The 19,775-nt window shown below is 72.1% G+C and carries 18 protein-coding genes; 8 read left to right on the top strand and 10 right to left on the bottom strand.

The annotated features are described in order from the left end of the window. The 3 genes from ABT296_RS04000 to glgB form a co-directional block, all read left to right on the top strand. Positions 1–516, top strand: a 516-nt coding sequence (locus tag ABT296_RS04000) for an alpha-glucosidase C-terminal domain-containing protein (RefSeq protein WP_351922919.1), incomplete at its 5' end; no start/stop codon positions are given. 86 nt (positions 517–602) lie between these two features. Continuing rightward, the gene (locus ABT296_RS04005) at positions 603–2,048 is read left to right on the top strand and encodes a maltokinase N-terminal cap-like domain-containing protein (RefSeq protein WP_351922921.1); all 1,446 of its coding nucleotides are present in this window, start codon (positions 603–605) and stop codon (positions 2,046–2,048) included. Continuing rightward, complete coding sequence (glgB, locus tag ABT296_RS04010; RefSeq protein WP_351922923.1) at positions 2,045–4,543, top strand: 1,4-alpha-glucan branching enzyme; 2,499 nt, start codon at positions 2,045–2,047, stop codon at positions 4,541–4,543. The genes ABT296_RS04005 and glgB overlap by 4 nt, the downstream gene beginning before the upstream one ends. 143 nt (positions 4,544–4,686) lie before the next feature. On the opposite strand, the gene ABT296_RS04015 is transcribed toward glgB, so the two are convergent. The 4 genes from ABT296_RS04015 to ABT296_RS04030 all read right to left on the bottom strand — a co-directional run bounded on the left by ABT296_RS04015 (position 4,687) and on the right by ABT296_RS04030 (position 8,334). Beyond that, a complete protein-coding gene (locus ABT296_RS04015; protein WP_351922925.1) occupies positions 4,687–6,909 on the bottom strand; it encodes a HelD family protein in 2,223 nt (740 codons plus the stop codon). A 167-nt stretch (positions 6,910–7,076) separates the two neighbouring features. Then, complete coding sequence (locus tag ABT296_RS04020) at positions 7,077–7,409, bottom strand: thioredoxin family protein (protein WP_351922927.1); 333 nt, start codon at positions 7,407–7,409, stop codon at positions 7,077–7,079. Then, positions 7,406–7,795, bottom strand: coding sequence for a MerR family transcriptional regulator (locus tag ABT296_RS04025; RefSeq protein WP_351922929.1), 390 nt, complete (start codon positions 7,793–7,795; stop codon positions 7,406–7,408). Before ABT296_RS04025 ends, ABT296_RS04020 begins: the two co-directional genes overlap by 4 nt. 29 nt (positions 7,796–7,824) lie before the next feature. Beyond that, positions 7,825–8,334: an Lrp/AsnC family transcriptional regulator gene (locus tag ABT296_RS04030; protein ID WP_351922931.1), complete on the bottom strand. Its 510-nt coding sequence runs from the start codon at positions 8,332–8,334 to the stop codon at positions 7,825–7,827. A gap of 45 nt (positions 8,335–8,379) precedes the next feature. Between ABT296_RS04030 and ABT296_RS04035 the strand changes: the two genes are divergently transcribed. Continuing rightward, entirely contained in the window at positions 8,380–9,288 is a 909-nt protein-coding gene (locus tag ABT296_RS04035; RefSeq protein WP_351922934.1) for an NAD-dependent epimerase/dehydratase family protein, read from the top strand. A 27-nt stretch (positions 9,289–9,315) separates the two neighbouring features. On the opposite strand, the gene ABT296_RS04040 is transcribed toward ABT296_RS04035, so the two are convergent. Together ABT296_RS04040 and ABT296_RS04045 are read right to left on the bottom strand one after the other, a co-directional pair. Beyond that, entirely contained in the window at positions 9,316–9,957 is a 642-nt protein-coding gene (locus ABT296_RS04040; protein WP_351922936.1) for a TetR/AcrR family transcriptional regulator, read from the bottom strand. A 378-nt stretch (positions 9,958–10,335) separates the two neighbouring features. Then, on the bottom strand, positions 10,336–10,962 hold the full coding sequence (locus ABT296_RS04045) for a maleylpyruvate isomerase family mycothiol-dependent enzyme (RefSeq protein ID WP_351922938.1): 627 nt from the start codon (positions 10,960–10,962) through the stop codon (positions 10,336–10,338). Between the two features lie 75 nt (positions 10,963–11,037). Here ABT296_RS04045 and ABT296_RS04050 point away from each other — a divergent pair, with 75 nt between their 5' ends. Next, the gene (locus ABT296_RS04050; RefSeq protein ID WP_351922940.1) at positions 11,038–11,472 is read left to right on the top strand and encodes a MarR family winged helix-turn-helix transcriptional regulator; all 435 of its coding nucleotides are present in this window, start codon (positions 11,038–11,040) and stop codon (positions 11,470–11,472) included. Between the two features lie 85 nt (positions 11,473–11,557). Here the strand turns inward: ABT296_RS04050 and ABT296_RS04055 are convergent, their stop codons facing one another. After that, positions 11,558–12,964 carry a cation:dicarboxylate symporter family transporter gene (locus tag ABT296_RS04055; RefSeq protein ID WP_351923553.1) on the bottom strand — a complete coding sequence of 469 codons (1,407 nt, stop codon included), beginning with the start codon at positions 12,962–12,964 and terminating at the stop codon, positions 11,558–11,560. Positions 12,965–13,084: 120 nt separating this feature from the next. Here ABT296_RS04055 and ABT296_RS04060 point away from each other — a divergent pair, with 120 nt between their 5' ends. Both ABT296_RS04060 and ABT296_RS04065 read left to right on the top strand, forming a co-directional pair. Then, complete coding sequence (locus ABT296_RS04060; protein ID WP_351922942.1) at positions 13,085–14,731, top strand: ATP-binding protein; 1,647 nt, start codon at positions 13,085–13,087, stop codon at positions 14,729–14,731. Continuing rightward, positions 14,728–15,423: a response regulator gene (locus tag ABT296_RS04065; protein WP_351922944.1), complete on the top strand. Its 696-nt coding sequence runs from the start codon at positions 14,728–14,730 to the stop codon at positions 15,421–15,423. Before ABT296_RS04060 ends, ABT296_RS04065 begins: the two co-directional genes overlap by 4 nt. A 4-nt stretch (positions 15,424–15,427) precedes the next feature. Here the strand turns inward: ABT296_RS04065 and ABT296_RS04070 are convergent, their stop codons facing one another. Then, positions 15,428–15,967 (bottom strand): hypothetical protein, encoded by a 540-nt coding sequence (locus ABT296_RS04070; RefSeq protein ID WP_351922946.1) that lies wholly within the window; start codon positions 15,965–15,967, stop codon positions 15,428–15,430. A gap of 419 nt (positions 15,968–16,386) precedes the next feature. Here ABT296_RS04070 and ABT296_RS04075 point away from each other — a divergent pair, with 419 nt between their 5' ends. Then, positions 16,387–17,106 carry a helix-turn-helix domain-containing protein gene (locus ABT296_RS04075; protein WP_351922948.1) on the top strand — a complete coding sequence of 240 codons (720 nt, stop codon included), beginning with the start codon at positions 16,387–16,389 and terminating at the stop codon, positions 17,104–17,106. Positions 17,107–17,127: 21 nt separating this feature from the next. Here the strand turns inward: ABT296_RS04075 and ABT296_RS04080 are convergent, their stop codons facing one another. Then, complete coding sequence (locus ABT296_RS04080; protein WP_351922950.1) at positions 17,128–18,465, bottom strand: DUF3500 domain-containing protein; 1,338 nt, start codon at positions 18,463–18,465, stop codon at positions 17,128–17,130. Between the two features lie 251 nt (positions 18,466–18,716). Further along, entirely contained in the window at positions 18,717–19,742 is a 1,026-nt protein-coding gene (locus ABT296_RS04085) for an ATP-dependent 6-phosphofructokinase (RefSeq protein ID WP_351922952.1), read from the bottom strand. Between the last annotated feature and the right edge of the window lie 33 nt (positions 19,743–19,775).

Raw genomic sequence — 19,775 nt, forward strand, 5'->3', positions numbered from 1 at the left:
GACGAGATCGGCATGGGCGACAACATCTGGCTCGGCGACCGCGACGCCGTCCGCACCCCCATGCAGTGGACACCCGACCGCAACGCCGGCTTCTCGTCCTGCGATCCGGGCCGGCTCTATCTGCCGACGATCATGGACCCGGTCCACGGCTACCAGGTCACCAACGTCGAGGCGTCCATGTCCTCGCCGTCGTCCCTGCTGCACTGGACCCGGCGGATGATCGAGATCCGCAAGCAGAACCCCGCCTTCGGACTGGGCAGTTACACCGAGCTCCAGTCCAGCAACCCGGCGGTGATCGCGTTCCTTCGGGAGTACGAGGACGACCTCGTCCTGTGCGTGCACAACTTCTCCCGGTTCGCGCAGCCGACCGAGCTGGACCTGAGCACGTTCGGCGGCCGTCATCCGGTGGAGCTGTTCGGCGGGGTGCGCTTCCCGGCAATCGGTGAACTGCCGTACCTGCTGACCCTGGCGGGGCACGGCTTCTACTGGTTCCGGCTGCGCAGGGAGAACGCCTAGAAGGCCCGGGCGGGGCGGTTTCCGCCGCCCCGCCCGGGGCACCCATCAGTAACACCCCGACCACCCCGGGGAAAGGACACGACGTCATGTCGGAATCCGTCACCCGCACCCTCGCCTCGACTCCGGGCCTCCTGGCGTCGCTGGACCCCCTGCTCAGGGAGTGGCTCCCCCGGCAGCGGTGGTTCGCCGGGAAGGGGCGTCCGGTCACCGGGTTCTCGCCGGTCGCCGCGACCGAACTGCTCCCGGCCGACGGCAGGCTGGGCCTGTACCACCTGCTGGTCCGCGTCCACCAGCCGCCCGCCCTCGGCGCCGAACCGCACCCCGGTGACTGCTACCAGCTCCTCATAGGCGTGCGCGAGGCGCTGCCGCCCCGGCTGGCGCCCGCGCTCATCGGACATGTGGAGCAGGGCCCGCTCGCCGGACGGACGGTGTACGAGGCCCTGTACGACCCCCGGCCCGCCGAGGTGCTCCTGGAGGCGCTGCGCTCCCAGGCCCGCATCGGCGGGCTGTTCTTCGAACGGGACCCGGAGCACGAGATCCGCCCGGGTCTGGTGCCCCGCATGCTGACCGCGGAACAGTCCAACTCCTCGGTCGTCTACGGCGACACGTACATCCTGAAGCTGCTGCGCCGGGTCCTGCCGGGCGTCAACCCCGACCTGGAGCTGCCGCTGGCGCTGGCCCGGGAGGGCTGCCCCCGGGTGCCGGCGCCGACGGCGTGGATACGGGCCGAACGGTCCGGCCAGTCGTACGTCCTCGGTGTGCTCCAGCCGTTCGTGCAGGGCGCCTCGGACGGCTGGGAGCTGGCCCTGCGGGAGCTGGCCAAGGGCGAGGACTTCGCCGCGGAGGCGAGGGCGCTGGGCCGGGCCACCGCCGAGGTGCACACCGCGCTGGCCCGCGCGCTGCCGACGGTCACCCTCGGGCAGGCCCAGCTGACGCTGATGACCGACGCCATGCTGGCGCGGCTGGAGGCCGCGGCGCAGGCGGTGCCCGCGCTGCGGCCGTACGTGCCCGGGCTGCGCTCGGCCTTCGAGGCGCTGGCCGAGCTGGCGGCGGAGGGCAGGACCTGGACCGCCCAGCGGGTCCACGGCGATCTCCATCTGGGCCAGTGCCTGCGCTCGCCGGGCGGTCCGTGGCGGCTGATCGACTTCGAGGGCGAACCGGCGCGGCCGCTGGCCGAACGGCGTCTGCCGCAGCCCCCGTTGCGGGACGTCGCCGGGATGCTGCGCTCCTTCGACTACGCGGCCCACTCGGCGGACCTGCCGGTACCGGGCTGGGCCGAGACCTGCCGGGCCGCCTACTGCTCCGGCTACGCCGAGGTCTCCGGCGTCGATCCCCGTACCGACCCGGTGCTGCTGCGGGCGTGCGAGACGGACAAGGCGGTCTACGAGGTCGTCTACGAGGCCCGCCACCGCCCCGACTGGCTTCCGGTCCCGCTGTCCGCCGTGCGCCGGCTCGCCGGGGACGACGGCACCACGGCCTCTTCTGCGCCGACCTCACCCTCGTCACCCCTGTCCAGGAGGACCCACCCGTGACCCCCCGCCCCCCGTCCACCGGTCCGGATCCGAAGCAGTCGGCCGAGGAGACGGCCGAGGAGAAGAGCGCCGAGCGGAAGCCGTCCGGGAAGTCTTCCGGTAAGCAGTCCGCGACACCGTCCGCGAAACCGGCTTCCGGGAAGAAGAAGGCCGCGAAGAAGGCGGCGGCGAAGAAGGCGGCGACGGTCAGGAAGGCGGCGGCCAAGAGCGCGGGGGCCCAGAAGGCAGGGGTCAAGAAGGCCGGGGCGAAGAGGGCGGTGCCGGCCGGGAAGGCCGTCGCGCCGGAGCCCGTCTCCCCCTCGGTCTCCCCGGCCGCCTCACCCGCCGTCTCCCCCGCCGTGGACGCCGAGGACCGGGCCCGGCTGCTGGCCGGCACCCATCACGATCCGCACTCCGTGCTGGGCGCGCACCCCGTGCCCGGCGGTATCGCCTTCCGCGCCTTCCGGCCGTACGCCCGGGCCGTGACCGTGCTCGCCGGGGAGGTGCGGGCCGGGCTGCACGACGACGGCGAGGGCTTCTTCTCCGGACTGCTGCCGCTCGGCACTCTCCCCGAGTACCGGCTCCTGGTGGCCTACGACGACACCGAACTGGAGACCGAGGACGCGTACCGCTTCCTGCCCGCGCTGGGCGAACTGGACCTGCATCTGATCGGCGAGGGCCGGCACGAGGAGCTGTGGAAGGCGCTGGGCGCCGAGCCGATGACCCACCAGGGCGTCACCGGCACCCGGTTCACGGTGTGGGCGCCGAACGCGCGCGGAGTGCGGCTGGCCGGCTCCTTCAACTACTGGGACGGCACCGCCTTCCCGCTGCGGTCCCTGGGCGCGACCGGCGTGTGGGAGCTGTTCGTGCCGGGCCTCGGCGAGGGCGAGCTGTACAAGTTCGAGATCACCCGGCCGGACGGCTCGCACACCCAGCGCGCCGACCCGATGGCCCGCCGCACCGAGGCCCCGCCGGCCACCTCCTCGGTCGTGCACACCTCGCACCACCGGTGGCGGGACCAGGAGTGGCTGGCACGGCGCGGGCGGACGCCTCTCCACGAGGACGCCTTCTCCGTCTACGAGGTCCATCTGGCCTCCTGGCGGCCCGGGCTGACGTACCGTCAACTGGCCGAGCAGCTCCCGGCGTACGTCAAGGACCTGGGGTTCACGCATGTGGAGCTGATGCCGGTCGCCGAGCATCCCTTCGGCGGTTCCTGGGGCTACCAGGTGACCGGCTTCTACGCGCCGACCGCCCGGCTGGGCACGCCCGACGACTTCAAGTTCCTGGTCGACGCCCTGCACCGGGCCGGCATCGGGGTGCTGATGGACTGGGTCCCGGCGCACTTCCCGCGCGACGACTGGGCGTTGGCGGAGTTCGACGGACGGCCGCTGTACGAGCACGAGGACCCGTTGCGCTCGGCGCATCCCGACTGGGGCACGCTGGAGTTCGACTTCGGACGCCGTGAGGTCCGCAACTTTCTCGTCGCCAACGCGGTGTACTGGTGCGAGGAGTTCCACATCGACGGGCTGCGGGTGGACGCGGTCGCCTCGATGCTCTACCTCGACTACTCGCGCGAGCCGGGGCAGTGGGTCCCGAACGAGCACGGCGGCCGGGAGAACCTGGACGCGGTGCGGTTCCTCCAGGAGATGAACGCCACCGTGTACCGGAGGGTGCCCGGTGTGGTCACGGTCGCGGAGGAGTCGACCGCGTGGGAGGGCGTGACCCGGCCCACCGACGGCGGCGGGCTCGGCTTCGGGCTGAAGTGGAACATGGGCTGGATGCACGACTCGCTGAACTATCTGAGCCATGAGCCGGTGCACCGCAGGTACCACCACGACGAGATGACCTTCTCGATGGTGTACGCCTACAGCGAGAACTACGTGCTGCCGATCTCGCACGACGAGGTCGTCCACGGCAAACGGTCGCTGGTGTCGAAGATGCCGGGCGACTGGTGGCAGCAGCGGGCCGACCACCGCGCCTACCTGGGCTTCATGTGGGCCCATCCGGGCAAGCAACTGCTCTTCATGGGGCAGGAGTTCGCCCAGGGCGCGGAGTGGTCGGAGGCGCACGGGCCGGACTGGTGGCTGCTGGACCCGGCGTACGGGGCCGAGCCGGACCATCGGGGGGTGCGTGATCTGGTGCGGGAGTTGAACCGGGTGTACCGGGGCACGCCGGCGCTGTGGCAGCGGGACACCGACCCGGGCGGGTTCCGGTGGGTCGTCGGGGACGCCGCCGAGGACAACGTGCTCGCCTTTCTGCGGTACGACGCGGAGGGGGTGCCGCTGTTGTCGGTGTCCAACTTCGCGCCGGTCGTGCGGTACGAGTACCGGCTCGGGGTGCCGGAGGATGTTCCGGCTTGGGGTGAGGTGCTGAACACGGACGAGGAGCGGTTCGGGGGTGGTGGGGTCACCAACCCCGAGCCGGTCAAGCCGGAGGCTCAGGGGTGGCACGGTCGGACGGCTTCCGTCCGGCTGACCCTGCCGCCCCTGGCCACGGTGTGGCTGCGGCCGGTGTAGGTTTTCGCCCCCGCCGCCCCTTCCCGTCCCGACCCCGGGGGCTGTGCCCCCGGACCCCCATCGGCCCTTGAGGGGCCTTGTCCTCAATCGCCGGACAGGCTGGGGGGTACGCCGGACGGGGTGGAGGGGGGACCGGCTTGGCCTCAGACGGCGGGTGGGGTGAAAGAGCCAGGTGTGTGCAGTACGCCCAGTTTCTGGGTTGCTCGGGTCAGGGCCACGTAGAGGTCGCTGGTGCCGTAGTGGGCGGGTTCCACCACCAGGACCGAGTCGAACTCCAGGCCCTTCGCCTGGCGGGGGGTCAGGAGGACCACCGAGCGGGTGAGGTCCGGGTCCTCGGTCGGCGTCACGCCGTCCAGGCGGGCGGCCAGGCGGCGGTGCAGTTCTCGGGGGGCGATGACCGCGAGGCGGCCCTCGGCCGGGGTGAGTTCCGCGACCGCCTCGGCGACGGCGCCGGGCAGGTCGTCGGTGGCGCGCACCCAGGGCCGTACCCCGGTCGAGCGCACCGAGCTCGGCGGCTCGAAGTCCGGGTCCTCCGCCCGTACGACCGCCGCCGCCAGCTCCATGATCTCCGCCGGGGTGCGGTAGTTGACGCCCAGACGGGTGTGGACCCAGCGGTCCTCGACGTACGGTTCGAGGATCTCCCGCCAGGAGCCGACGCCCGCCGCCTCCGCCGTCTGGGCCGGGTCGCCGACCAGGGTCATCGAGCGGGTCGGGCTGCGCCGCATCAGCAGCCGCCAGGCCATCGGCGACAGCTCCTGCGCCTCGTCGACGATGATGTGCCCGAACGCCCAGGTCCGGTCGGCGGCCGCCCGCTCGGCGGCGCTGCGGTGGTCGTCCTCCTCGTGCCGCTCGGCGAACCGCTCCGCGTCGATGATGTCGTGCGCGGAGAGCACCTCGGAGCTGTCCGGGTCGCCGTCCTCCTTGTCCTCGAACTCGAAGGTGCGCGAGGCGAAGGACACGTCCAGCACGCCCTGCGCGTAGGCGATCTGCGTCTCCCGCTCGCGTTCGGCTCGCAGCCGGGCCACCCGGTCGTCGTCGCCGAGGAGTTCGGCCGCCTCGTCGAGCAGCGGCACGTCCGCGACCGTCCAGGCGCGGGTCACCGGGCGGCGCACGGCGGCGGCGTCCTGCTCGCCCAGGTGGGTGCCGGGGTCGGCGAGGAAGTCGGCGACCAGCCGGCGCGGGGTCAGTACCGGCCACAACTCGTCGATCGCGGACCAGACTTCGGGGTTCTCGGCCAGCTCGTCGCGGATCTGGGTGATGTCGCTGGGGTCGAGCAGGTTCGTACCGTCGTAGGGGTCGGTGCCGATGCGCTCGGCGACCATGTCGGTGAGGGTGTTGAGGATGTGGCCCTCGAAGTGCTCGCGGGCCACGTTGTGCGGGAGCCCGGCGGCGCGGGCGCGTTCGCGGGCGACGCTCACCAGACCGTCGTCGAGCATGAGGATCTCGCGGTCGTGCTGGATCGTGATCACGGGGTCGGGCAGGGCCTGCCGGTCGCGTACGACGGCGGCGAGCACCTCCGCCATGGCCGCGCCGCCCTTCACGGCGGCCGCTTCAGGGGTGTCCGTGGCGGTGGCCCGGACCCCGGGGAACAGTTCGCCGACGGTCGCCAGCAGCACCCCGGTCTCGCCGAGGGAGGGCAGCACCTCGCCGATGTAGCCGAGGAAGGCGGGGTTGGGGCCGACGATCAACACCGCCCGCTTGGCCAGCAGTTCGCGGTGCTCGTAGAGCAGATAGGCGGCCCGGTGCAGGGCGACGGCCGTCTTGCCGGTGCCGGGTCCGCCCTCCACCACCAGGATGCCGCGGTGCGGGGCGCGGATGATCTCGTCCTGTTCGGCCTGGATGGTCTGCACGATGTCGCCCATCCGGCCGGTGCGGGCGGAGTTGAGCGCGGCGAGCAGCACGGCGTCACCGCTCGGGTCCTCGTGGCCGGTGCGCTCCCGGTCGCCGAGGTCGAGGATCTCGTCGTGCAGCGCGGTCACCGTGCGGTCGTGGGTGCTGATGTGCCGGCGGCGGCGCAGGCCCATCGGGGTGTGTCCGGTGGCCAGGTAGAAGGGGCGGGCCACGTCGGCGCGCCAGTCGATGAGGAGCGGGGTGCGGTCGGCGTCCTCGGTGCGCAGCCCGATCCGGCCGATGTGGTGGTCGGTGCCCGAGGCGAGGTCGATGCGGCCGAAGCAGAGCGAGCCGTCGACCGCGTTCAGCGCGGCGAGCAGCCCGGAGCGTTCGGCGACCAGGATGTCCCGCTCCAGGCGGGCCTGCATGGGCGTGTTGCCCTGGCCGAGCGCGTCGGCGACGGAGGCCTCGGTGTCGCCGCGCAGCGCGTCCACCCGTGCGTACAGTCCGTCGATGAATTCCTGCTCGCCACGCATTTCATCGTCCGGAAATTCGCTGTTTGACAATTCCACTCCCGCCCGGATATACTGCGCTTACTCAGCTTCTCTGCGACTCAATTCTTCTGAAGTCGCGAATCATTGAATATACGCAAAGAAATCCCCCGGGCGCAATTGCCCGGGGGATTTCTTGTGTCCCGTGCGGTTCACAGCACGTCGGCGAGTTCCTCCAGCAGCCGCCGCCGGGGGCGGGCCCCGACCATCGACCGCACCGGCTCCCCGCCTCGGAAGACCATGAAGGTCGGCATCGACAGGACCTGGTACGCGTTCGTCGTCTCCGGGTTGGTGTCCACGTCCAGCTGGACCACCTTCAGCCGGCCGGCCGTCTCACCGGCGAGGGCGGTGAGCACCGGCCCCATCTGCCGGCACGGCGGACACCAGTCGGCGGTGAACTCCACCAGGACGGGGACCTCCGCTCCGATCACCTCGGCCGCGAAGTCCTCGTCGGTCACCTCGGCCACACCCGCTGCTCTGATCACCGTTCCTGCCCTCCCATTTCGCACAACGGCGGTTCCGTCTCGTCCAGCGCCGCGAGCCGCACCCCGATCTGCGCCCGTACGGCCTGGAGATCACCGATGAGCGCGTCGAGTTCGTCCAGCTTGCGCCGGTACACGGCGAGCGAGGCCGGGCAGGTGTCGCCCTCGGGGTGCCCGGCGCGCAGGCACTCCACGAACGGCCGGGTCTCCTCCAGGTCGAACCCGAAGTCCTGGAGCGTCCTGATCTGCCGCAGCAGCCTCAGATCGCTCTCGTCGTAGGTCCGGTAGCCGTTGCCGGTGCGCCGCGCGGGCAGCAGTCCGCGCGACTCGTAGTACCGCAGCGTCCGGGTCGTCGTCCCCGCCCGCTCGGCCAGCTCGCCGATTCGCATGTCCACGAACGTAAGCCTTCACCCCGGCGTCAAGGCAACAGCGGTTTGTGCTCGACCGGCGAGGTGAGGACGATCGACGTCGTCGTACGCCCCAGCGCGGAGACCGCTTCGAGGATCTCCTCCAGGTGGACCGTGTCCCGCACGGCCGCCTTGAGGATCCAGCAGTCCTCGCCGACGACGTGGTGCGCCTCGGTGATCTCGGGGCGCCCGATCAGTTCCAGGGTCCTCGGGTGTCTGAGGTTGTACCCGCCGTGCGGGTCGACCCGGATGAACGCCTGGATGCCGTAGCCGAGCCGGGCCGGGACGACCCGGGCGCCGTAGCCGCTGATGACGCCCGCCGACTCCAGCCGGCGCACCCGCTCGGTGACCGCCGCCGGGCTCAGCCGCACCCGGCGGCCCAGCTCGCTGAGCTTGATCCGGCCGTCCGTCTGGAGGAGCTGGAGGATCTGCCGGTCCACCGCGTCGAAGCCCGCCAAGGTTTCCTCAGCCGTGCCGCGCGAACGCCGTGGTTCTTTTGGCACAGCGGCCTGGAGTCCCATGGTTCCCCCTTCAGAACTCGCCTATGGGCAAGAAGAATTATGGCCATGGAAAAGCCCCGAGAGGTACTGGTCATCGGCGGGAACCGCTATATCGGAAAGCGGTTGATCCGCCGTCTGCTGGAGGCCGGCGACCGGGTCACCGTGCTCAACCGCGGCTCCTCCGCGCCGCCGCCCGGCACCCTGCACCTGGTCGCCGACCGCGACGACGAGGACTTGCTGCGCCGGGCGCTCGGCCCGCGCACCTTCGACGTCGTCGTCGACCAGGTCTGCTACACCCCGCGCCAGGCCGAGACGGCCCGCCGGGTCTTCACCGGCCGCACCGGCCGCTACGTCATGACCTCGACGGTCGAGGTGTACGAGTACGAGGACTCCCCCGCCCCGGTCGCCGAGTCGGCCGTCGACCCGCACACCGTCCCCGTGGATCTCGAACTCCCCTGGCACGACCCGGAGTTCCGCGACTCCCACTACGGCGAGGGCAAGCGGCAGGCGGAGGCCGTCCTGGCCGCCGCCCCGGACCTCCCCTGGACCGCCGTGCGCGTCGCCCATGTGCTGGGCGGGGGCGACGACTTCACCGGGCGGCTCGCCCACTACGCCGACCGGATCCGCGACCGCGCGCCGATCACGGTCCCGGCGGCGAACCGGCCCGCCACCTACATCCATGTCGAGGAGATCGCCGACTTCCTGGCCTGGACGGTGGACGCGGCCTTCACCGGCCCGGTCAACGCGGCCTCCCACACCCCGCTGACCACCGGCGACCTCTGCGCCGAGATCGCCGCGCACCTGCCCGACGGCCGGGTCGTCCTGCACGAGGTGGAGGTGGGCGAGACCTCCCCGCTCTCCTTCACCCGCGCCTACGGCATGGACAACTCCCGCGCCACCCGCCTCGGTTACGCCTTCGGGGACGCACGGCAGTGGCTGCCGAGGGCCGTCGCCGAGACGCTGGGAGAGGACTGAGGCGGGTTCGGCCCGGGGTCCGAGGTCTCAGGGACCGGTGAGGGAGCGGGTCTCGGCCGCGTACAGCTCGGCCGGGTCGAAGCCCATACCGGTGAAGTGGCCGGCCAGTTCGAGCGAGAGGACCCCGTGCAGCCGGGTCCAGTAGCGCAGGGCCCGGTGGAGGGCGGCGGCCGGTGCCGGGTGGTCGCCCGCCCAGAAGCGGTGCTCGGCGATGTGGGTGTCGAAGGGGTCCTCGGGGGCGTCCTCGGTCGCGCAGGCGTCGAGGAGCACGGCCATGATCTCGGAGGCGATCAGGGTGGTGTCGGAGGGCGCCCGGTAGCCGGGGACGGGGGTGCCGTAGACGAGGAAGTACCGGTGGGGGTCGTCCAGGGCCCACTCGCGCAGGGTCCGGGCGAGGCCGGCGAGGTCGGCGCCGCCCTTGGCGGCCTCCTGGCAGCGGTCGGCGAGGCTGCGGTAGGCGTCCTTTATGAGCTCGGTGATCAGCTCGTCGCGGTTGGCGAAGTAGCGGTAGAGGGCGGGGCCGCTCATGCCCATCTGCTTGGCGATGGCGTTCAGGGAGAGCGCGGAGGCCCCGGCACCGGCGATCTGTTCCCAGGCCAGGGCCTTGACCTCGTCCCGCACCTGGGCGCGGTACCGCTCCCGGGGGGTCTTCGCGTCCGACGCGGGCATCTGCGGCTCCCGACCGTTGCTGCTACACCGTCAAGGGTTCGCTAGACGCTATCAGCCCATCGGTGCGCCGACCGGTCGGCGGGAGCGGGTGGACGGCCGGCGCGGGAGCCGGTCGGCGGGAGCGGGCGGACCGCCGGCGCGGGAGCGCGTCACCCCCGGCCCGCCGCCGCCGTGGGCGAGGGGTCCGGACCGCCGGCACGGGAGCCGGTCGGCGGGAGCGGGCGGACCGCCGGCACGGGAGCCGGTCGACGGGAGCGGGCGGACCGCCGGCACGGGAACACGTCACCCCCGGCCCGCCGCCGCCGTGGGCCAGGGGTGCGGACCGCCGGCACGGGAGCCGGTCGGCGGGAGCGGGCGGACCGCCGGCACGGGAACACGTCACCCCCGGCCCGTCGCCGCCGTGGGCCAGGGGTCGCGCTCCGTCAGCCGCATCAGCAGGTCCGCGATGGGGGCGCGGACCTCCTCGCCCTCGCCCCACGACCACTCGATGTCCGTGGCGACGAGCCGTGCCCGCGGCCGGGGCCAGAGGCGCAGCGGGAAGTTCGTGGTCAGCACCCGGTCGGCCGCGTCCCGGGCCGCCGCCGGAGGCATCTCGCGCCGCAGGCCGAGACAGCGGGCGATGTCCTGGCCGTGGACCAGGATGTCGATCAGCGGTTCGCGGGGCGTGGTCATGGGCGCCAGCCGGCGGTTGCCCACGAGGCCCCGGAGGTTCGCCGCGATCTGCGCCGTGGGCCGGCGCGCCTCACGTACCGCGGTGTCGTGGATCAGCCGGTTCATGCCGCCCATCGCCCGGACCATGTCCCGCGCGAAGTCCTTGAGGGTGAAGCGGGGCGCCAGCGTCAGATGGGCCGCCACATCACGCACCCGCCAGTCGCCGCAGGCCGTCCGCGTCTCCCACTCTCCCGGTGTCAGGGACTGGAGGAGGTCGGCCAGTTCCACCCGTTGCTCGTCGACGATCCGCCAGCGCTCGTCGGCGTCCAGTACGGCGTCCAAGGCAATCACCATCCACTCAAGTGGTAAGGCTCTCTGACTAAATTAGTCAGCTACTCTGACCAGTGTCAAGTGACGGAGAGGGTGGTCATGGAGAGCGAGCCCAACACCGGGGTACTGCTGTTCCTCCCCTACCGCGCCCTGGAGGACCGGGTCTTCGCCGCCCTCGCCGAGGCCGGTTTCGACGACTTCACGCCCGCCCAGGCCCGGGTCCTGCAACGGGTGGGACCGGACGGCACCCGGCTGACCGAGCTGGCGGAGCAGGCCCAGGTCACCAAGCAGACGGCGGGGTTCCTCGTCGACCAGCTGGAGAAGTCCGGCTACGTCACACGGAAGCCGGACCCCACCGACGGGCGGGCCCGGCTGGTGTGCGGGGCGGCGAAGGCGTGGGCGGCCAAGGAGGTCGCCGACGCGGTGGTCGCCGAGGTGGAGCGGGAGTGGGCGCGGCATCTGGGCGCCCGGCGGATGGGGCAACTGCGCGAGGCCCTCACCCTGCTCCGCGAGATCACCGATCCCTGGGCGTGAGCAGGAGGGGCCTCGGAAGTGGGTCCGAGCGGTCGGGCCGACAGGGGGAGTGCCCGACCGCTCGGGGTTCCGCGGGGGCCGGGGCCTACGCCTTGGCCAGCTCCTTCTTCTCGCCGCCCTGCTCGGGAACCTCGGCCGGCTCGTCGTCCCCGTGGTCGAGCAGCGTCTTCTCGTCGAAGGGGAGGTGACCGGCGAGCACCTGGTCGACCCGCTCGCGGTCGATCTCCTTGGTCCAGGTGCCGATCAGCACCGTGGCCACCGCGTTGCCCGCGAAGTTGGTCAGGGCGCGCGCCTCGCTCATGAACCGGTCGATGCCGACGATGAGGCCGATGCCGTCCACCAGGGCCGGCTTGTGCGACTGGAGCCCGCCGGCCAGCGTCGCCAGACCGGCGCCGGTCACACCGGCCGCGCCCTTCGAGGCGACCAGCAGGAACAGCAGCAGCGGGATCTGCTCGCCGATCGACATCGGCGTGCCCATCGCGTCGGCGATGAACAGGGACGCCATGGTCATGTAGATCATGGTGCCGTCGAGGTTGAAGGAGTAGCCGGTGGGGACGGTGATGCCGACGACCGGCTTGCTGACGCCGAGGTGCTCCATCTTCGCGATGAGCCGCGGCAGCGCGGACTCGGAGGACGAGGTCGACAGGATCAGCAGGAACTCACGGCCCAGGTACTTGAAGAGCGTGAGGATGTTCAGGCCCGCGACGATCCGCAGCAGCGCGCCGAGGACCAGGACGACGAAGAGCACACAGGTGACGTAGAAGCCGAGCATCAGGACGGCCAGGCTCTTGAGCGCGTCGAGGCCGGCCGAGCCGGTGACGGCGGCGATGGCACCGAAGGCGCCGACCGGGGCGGCCCACATCACCATGGCGAGGATGCGGAAGACCAGGCGCTGGATGTGCTCGATGCCGCGCAGGACCGGCTGCCCGGCCGAGCCCATGGCCTGGAGCGCGAAGCCGGCGAGCAGCGCGACGAGCAGGGTCTGCAGGACCTCGCCGGAGGTGAAGGCGGACACGATCGTGGCCGGGATGACGCCCAGCAGGAACTCGGTGGTGTCCTTGGCCTCGGCGTCGACCTGCTGCTGGCCGACCTCCTTGACCGCGTCGGTCACCGCGAGGCCGGTGCCCGGCTCCAGGATGTTGCCGACGACCAGGCCGATCCCGAGCGCGACCAGCGACATGACCAGGAAGTAGACCAGGGCGATACCGCCCACGGCGCCGACCTTGGCGGCCTTGCGGACCGAGCCGATGCCCAGCACGATCGTGCAGAAGATGATCGGCGAGATCATCATCTTGATCAGGTTCACGAACCCGGTGCCGATGGGCTTCAGCTCCACCGCGAAGTCCGGCGCGGCCAGACCGACGGCGATGCCGAGGGCGACCGCGACGATCACCGCGATGTAGAGGTAGTGCGTGCGGTCCTTTTTGGCTGCGGGTGCCGTTTCGGGGGTGCTGGCGGCCACGGCTGCCCTCCTTGACGTCTTCGTCGGCATCACCGGCGTGCGGCTCACGTCCGGGGGTTTGAGGAATGCCGTGACTATCTCCCGCCCTGTGAGGGCGGTCACCCTTGCGTTCATTTAGTTCACGCCCGGCCGTGCGTGCACACTGACGGGATGCGTTTGCGCCTCCCCCGTCCCCGCAGCCTGGCCGGCCAGCTCTTCGCCATGCAGGCCGTGCTGATCGCGGTGCTGGTCGCCGGGTACGCGCTGTTCAGCTACGTCAGCGACCGCAGCCAGGCCGAGGACGCGGCGGGCCGGCAGGCGCTGGCCGTGGCCCGCTCGATCGCCGACTCGCCGTCGGTGCGGGAGGCGATCCGCACCGACCGGCCCACCTCCTCGCTCCAGCCGTACGCGCTGCACGTCCAGCGGGACACCGGGGTCGACTTCGTCACGATCATGGACCCGGAGGGCATCCGCTGGACCCACCCCGATCCGCACGAGATAGGGCAGCGCTTCATCGGCCACATCGAGGGCGCGCTGCGGGGCGAGTCGTTCACCGAGACCTACACCGGCACCCTCGGCCCGTCGGTCCGCGCGGTGACCCCGATCTGGGACGGCGGGCGGATCGTCGGCCTGGTCAGCGCGGGCATCAAGGTCGAGGCGATCAGCAAGCGGGTGCAGGAGCAGCTGACGGCGCTGATCGGGGTGGCGGGCGGGGCGCTGGCCGTCGGCGCGGTCGGCACGTACGTCATCAACGCCCGGCTGCGCCGGCACACCCACGGTATGAACGCGGCCGAGCTGAGCCGGATGCACGACTACCACCAGGCGGCGCTGCACGCGGTGCGCGAGGGGCTGCTGATGCTCGACGGGCAGTTCCGGGTGGCGTTGATCAACGACGGCGGGCGGGAGCTGCTGGGCGTCTCGGAGCGGGCGGTGGGGACCTCCGTCGCCGGGCTGGGGCTGCCGCCGTCACTCACCGGGGCGTTGCTGGCCTCGGAGCCGAGGGTGGACGAGGTGCATCTGACGGCGGACCGGGTGCTGGTGGTGAACACCTCGCCGGTCTCGGGCGGGGAGCGCCGGGGCACGGTCGTCACGCTGCGCGACGTGACCGAGCTCCAGTCGCTGATGGGCGAGCTGGACTCGGAGCGGGGCTTCACACAGGCGCTGCGCTCGCAGGCGCACGAGGCGGCGAACCGGCTGCACACGGTCGTGTCGCTGATCGAGCTGGGCCGCGCCGAGGAGGCCGTGGAGTTCGCGACGGCCGAGCTGGAGCTGGCGCAGGCGCTGACCGACCAGGTGGTGGCGGCGGTGAGCGAGCCGGTGCTCGCCGCCCTGCTGCTGGGCAAGACGGCGCAGGCGAACGAGCGGGGCGTGGAGCTGGTGGTGTCGCAGGACAGCCGCCTCGACGACGGTCTGCTGCCGCCGTCGCTGCCCGCCCGGGACCTGGTGACCATCCTGGGCAACCTCATCGACAACGCGGTGGACGCGGCGCAGGGCAGCGTGCGGGCGCGGGTCACGGTGACGGCCTACACCGAGGAGTCGGACCTGGTGCTGAGGGTGTCGGACTCCGGTGCCGGGGTGGATCCGGCGCTCGCCGAGGCGGTGTTCGAGCGGGGCTTCTCCACCAAGCCGGCGGGGCCCGGCGGGCGGGGCCTGGGGCTGGCGCTGGTGCGGCAGGCGTCGGCCCGGCACGAGGGCGCGCTGACGGTCTCGGGCGCGGACGGGGGCGGCGCCGAGTTCGAGGTGCGGCTGCCCCTGGGGGCCGTACGGGCCGGTGAGGGCGTGGGCTCCGGGGGCGCGGTCGCTGGAGGAGGGGTATGAGCACCGAAGAGCCGATCCGGGTCCTGATCGTGGAGGACGATCCGGTCGCCGCCGACGCACACGTCATGTACGTCAACCGGGTCCCCGGTTTCACGGCGGTCGGCAAGGCGCACACGGGTGCCCAGGCGCGCCGCGCGCTGGAGCGCACGGAGGTGGACCTGCTCCTGCTGGACCTGCACCTCCCCGATGTCCACGGGCTCCAACTGGCGCGTTCCCTGCGGGCGTCGGGACGCCATGTGGACGTGATAGCGGTGACGTCGGCACGCGATCTGGCGGTGGTGCGGGAGGGGGTGTCGCTGGGCGTGGTGCAGTACGTGCTGAAGCCGTTCACCTTCGCGACGCTGCGCGACCGGCTCGTGCGGTACGCCGAGTTCCACGCGGCGGCGGGCGAGGCGAGCGGCCAGGACGAGGTGGACCGGGCCCTGGCCGCCCTGCGCGCGCCGGGGCCGGCGGCGCTGCCGAAGGGGCTGAGCGCGCCGACCCTGGAGCGGGTGTCGGTGGTGCTGCGGGACTGCGGGGAGGGGCTGACGGCGACGGGCGTCGCGGAGGCGGTGGGCATCTCCCGCATCACGGCCCGCCGTTACCTGGAGCACCTGGTGGACGCGGGCCGGGCCGGCCGCAGCCCGCAGTACGGGACGGTGGGGCGGCCGGAGTTGCAGTACCGGTGGGTGTCGGGGGTCCAGGGGGTCTAGGGCCCTAGACGAACGGCCTCGCGTAGACGGTGATCTGTGCGGCGAGTCCGGCCACGGCCAGGGCCTCCAGTACCGACAGCCCGATCAGGAGGCCACCACCGCCGTCCGCCCAGAACACGACCAGCGCGGCCAGCGGTACGGCGCAGAACGCGGTGAGGTCCACGACCAGCTGGATGGTCTTGCGGGAGCGCCGCCGGGCGTCGCCGCGGTGGCCGGTCTCCCAGGCGAACGCCCGGAACTCCCCTCCGGGCCGGGCGAGTTCGGCCAGCCTCGGCCCCAGGTCCTCCCGGACGTATCTGCCGATCGCCGAGATCTTGTCGTCGTTGACCAGATAGGTCCAGCCGAGCACGACGGTGACCGGCGGCAGCGCCAGCAGCATCGACGGCTGTTCGGCCTGTGCGGCCGCGGCGACGACCGCGGCGACGACCGCGAGGGTCACGTAGAGAAGGTTGTCCCGGAAGCCGATGCGGGCCTTCTGCTCGTCCTTGATCGTCTGGTACTCGGTGAGCAGCAACTGCCCCACGGTGACATCCTGTTCGGCCATGGCACGACCCCTTCCCCCGGTGGACCTGGCAGTACCTTAGAGGGGCGCCGGAGACTCGTCCCCCTGTCGTGGTCCTCACCGCACTCGCACTCGGTACCGAACGGTTTGCGCCGCGGGTTCCGTGGCGTCGGGCGTCGCACCGGTCTTCGACAACCGCTCACCTGGGCGAACTCGTACGTACGCCCGTTCGAGGCCGCATGGCGGGCCGGAGACCCGGAGCGGGCTGCGAATATGCCCGCCGAGCTTGCCGTTCCGGGGGTCGCGGCGACCCCCGGTGTCGAACGTACGCGCCCCCGCCGGCCACCCTCGCAACCCTTCGACGACCCCTCCGAGGCACCCCGACCGTACATTCCTACAATCCGTGATCCTGGCCGAACAGACCGTAGTCACCACTCTCGCGCGCCCCTAGCTTGAGCCCCGTGCGCCGACCCCCAGCTCAGCCGAACCAGCCCGGTCCGTCCCATCCCCCCTTCAACGCCCCCGCCGCCCGCCGGCTCCGCGCCGCCCTGGACATGGGCCCCGAACACGTCGCGTACGGAATGCGCGTCTCGTACGGGCTGCCGTACGTCACCCCCGACCTCGTGACCGCCTGGGAACGGGGTGTCGCCTCTCCCTCCAGTCCCGAACTCACCGCACTGGCCGGTGTGTTGTGGTGCTCGCCGGGTGAACTGCTGGGCCGTCCAAGGTCCCTGCGCGAGCACCGCATGGCCCGCGGGCTCGCCCCCGAGGACGTCGCCCGTGCCGTGGGCCACGAACTCCGGGCGTATCTGCGGATGGAGGAGAGCGACGAGTGGCGCGGCACCGAACGCCAGGCCTCCGCCCTCGCCGAGCTGCTCGGGCTCTCGACGGCCGACTTCGCCACCGTCACCGGCCGGGACGCCGAACTCGCCGACCTGCTGCGCGGGGCGGTGACCACGCGCTGGCAGGCGTACGTCCGGCCGATCGGGCGGCTGCTGCCGCTGGACCGCCGGCTCCTGGAGGACGTCCTCCAGGAGCTGCACCGCGACTACCAGGGGCAGATGGTCGCCACGCTGAGCTGGGGCAGTGCCGACAGCGGCGGTTCCAGCGCGTCCGGCCGGGAGTTCCTCGACCGGATCGTGGACCGGTTCTGGGCGACGATGGGGGCGGGCACCCGCTGACCGCGGGCCGGCCCGGCGTCCTCAGTGGTCGGCGGCCAGGTGGAGCTTGAGCAGATCCACCCCGTAGTCACCGCCGTTGGGCGTGCGGATCATGGTGTGGATGTGCTGCTGGGACGGCTCCCCGCCGCCCGCGCCGGGGCTCGCGCTCGCGCCGGACGAGGAGTCCTCGCTGTAGAACAGCGGGGCCTGCGCGTCGTACTCGATCAGGACGACCGGGCTGTGCACGCGGTAGTAGAAGGCGGAGTCGTCCTCGGTCTCGCCCATCCAGAAGAAGTACGTGTCGTCCAGGTGCTTCTCGACCTCGGTCATCTTCACCTCGGCGTGCCCCTCGCTGATGTAGCCGACGTAGACGCCGACGAGGTCGAGGAGCTTCTGCCGCTGGGCGGTGGTGAGTTCGGAGCCGGCCAGGCCCTCGTAGGCGAGTTCGAGGTTGTCCTGGCCCGCTCCGGACTTCATGTCCTCGTTGCCGTTGGCCTGCGAGGAGACCGCCTTCGCCCGCTGCGAGTCGTCCAGTGAACGGACCATGGCCAGACCGGACTCGGTCTCCGGGCGGAACAGGGTGATCTTCTCGCCCCGGTAGGTCTCCGAGGTGGGTTCCGATCCCATGAAGGTGGGGGTCATGACGACCTGGTCGCCGAGGACGAAGTAGTTGATGACGACGTGGTGGCCCTCGTACTGGAAGCCCCAGGGCTCGGTGGTCGAGGGGGTGCCCATGAAGGTGAAGTAGTAGTGGCCCTCGGTGAGGGTCTCCTGGCCGCCGCCGCGGGACTCGCCGAGGAACGCGTTGAGCTTCATGATCCCGCGGGTCTGCTTCAGACCGTCGGCGGACAGGGCCTCGCCGAGCAGCGCGAAACCGAGTGCGCGCCGCTTGTCGGTCAGGTCGCCCATGCGGACGCCCTCGCGTTCGTAGCCGTCGACGTTGCTCCAGGCCGTCCACTCGTCGTCGTCGACGTCGAAGACGCAGGAGCGGCGCTCCTTGGCGGAGAGCCCGTCGAGGAACGCCTGGGCCGCCTTGACCAGGGCGTCGGTGGAGACGCCGGTGGAGTGGATCGAGAACAGGTCCTCGACGACCTCGCCGTCGGTGGTGACGCCCTTGACGTCGGCGTACTTGACCTGGGTGGCGCCGGGACCCATGCCCCCGCCGCCACCGTCCGGGCCGCCCGAGGGCATCCCGCCGCCCGCCGCCGAGGAGCCGGCCTCCGAAGAGGAGGAGGAGCCGCTCGAACAGCCCGTCATCGTCGCCACCGCGGCGGCGCCGCCGACGAGCAGCGACCTGTTCATGAACCAGCGCCGGGTGCGCTCGGTCCCGGGGGTGCGGGGCCGGTGACCGTGCGCATGCGTGTGTCCGTGTGGGTGCATGGAGACCAGGGTCCCGGCCGTACCTGAAGCGTTCCCGGGACGAACCTGTGCGCCCGCCAAGCACCTGCCCCCGACAGCGCTTGCCGGGGCCCGGCACCCATACCAACCCGGCAGTCAGGGCCGGCCGCCACCCTCGCCGCCGCCCCGGCTCGTGCCGCGGCAGCACACCGGTGCCCACCGCGGCCGCGGCAGCCCGAGCCGCCCCGGCACCCGCGTCGCCCCAGGTAGCCGGGCCGCCCCGGCCCCTCGGTCTAGAAGACCGACTCCGCCTCGTCCATCCGGTCCTTGGGGACCGTCTTCAGCTCGGTCACGGCCTCGGCGAGCGGCACCATGACCACGTCGGTGCCGCGCAGCGCCGTCATCCGGCCGAACTCGCCGCGGTGCGCGGCCTCCACGGCGTGCCAGCCGAACCGGGTGGCCAGGACCCTGTCGTACGCGGTGGGGACGCCGCCGCGCTGGACGTGGCCGAGGATGACCGGCTTGGCCTCCTTGCCGAGCCGCCGCTCCAGCTCGAACGCCAGCGCCGTACCGATGCCCTGGAAGCGCTCGTGGCCGAACTGGTCGATCTCGCCCTTGCCGTAGTCCATGCTGCCCTCGGCCGGGTGCGCGCCCTCGGCGACGCAGATGACGGCGAACCGCTTGCCGCGGCTGAAGCGCTCCTCGACCATCTTGACCAGGTCGGCCGGGTCGAAGGGGCGCTCGGGCAGGCAGATGCCGTGGGCGCCGGCGGCCATGCCGGACTCCAGGGCGATCCAGCCGGCGTGCCGGCCCATGACCTCGACGACCATCACCCGCTGGTGGGACTCGGCGGTGGTCTTGAGGCGGTCCATCGCCTCCGTCGCGACGCCGACGGCCGTGTCGAAGCCGAAGGTGCGGTCGGTGGAGGAGATGTCGTTGTCGATCGTCTTCGGCACGCCGACCACCGGCAGACCGGCGTCCGACAGCATGCGGGCGGCGGTCAGGGTGCCCTCGCCGCCGATCGGGATCAGCGCGTCGATGCCGAAGTCGCGGGCGATGTCGGGGGCGTTCTCGCAGGCCTCGCGGAGCCGGTCGCGCTCCAGGCGCGAGGAGCCGAGGATCGTGCCCCCGCGGGCCAGGATGCCGCTGACCGCGTCCAGGTCGAGGCTGCGGTAGTGGCCGTCGAGCAGGCCCGCGTAACCGTCCTCGAAGCCGATGACCTCGTCGCCGTACTGTGTGACGGCACGGTGCACGACCGACCGGATCACTGCGTTCAGGCCGGGGCAGTCGCCGCCTGCGGTGAGAACTCCGATACGCATCGTGCTGTGTCTCCTGCTCGCTGTTGAGACCGG

Origin of the sequence: Streptomyces sp. NPDC000983, from assembly GCF_040299205.1 — a bacterium.
Lineage (GTDB): Bacteria > Actinomycetota > Actinomycetes > Streptomycetales > Streptomycetaceae > Streptomyces.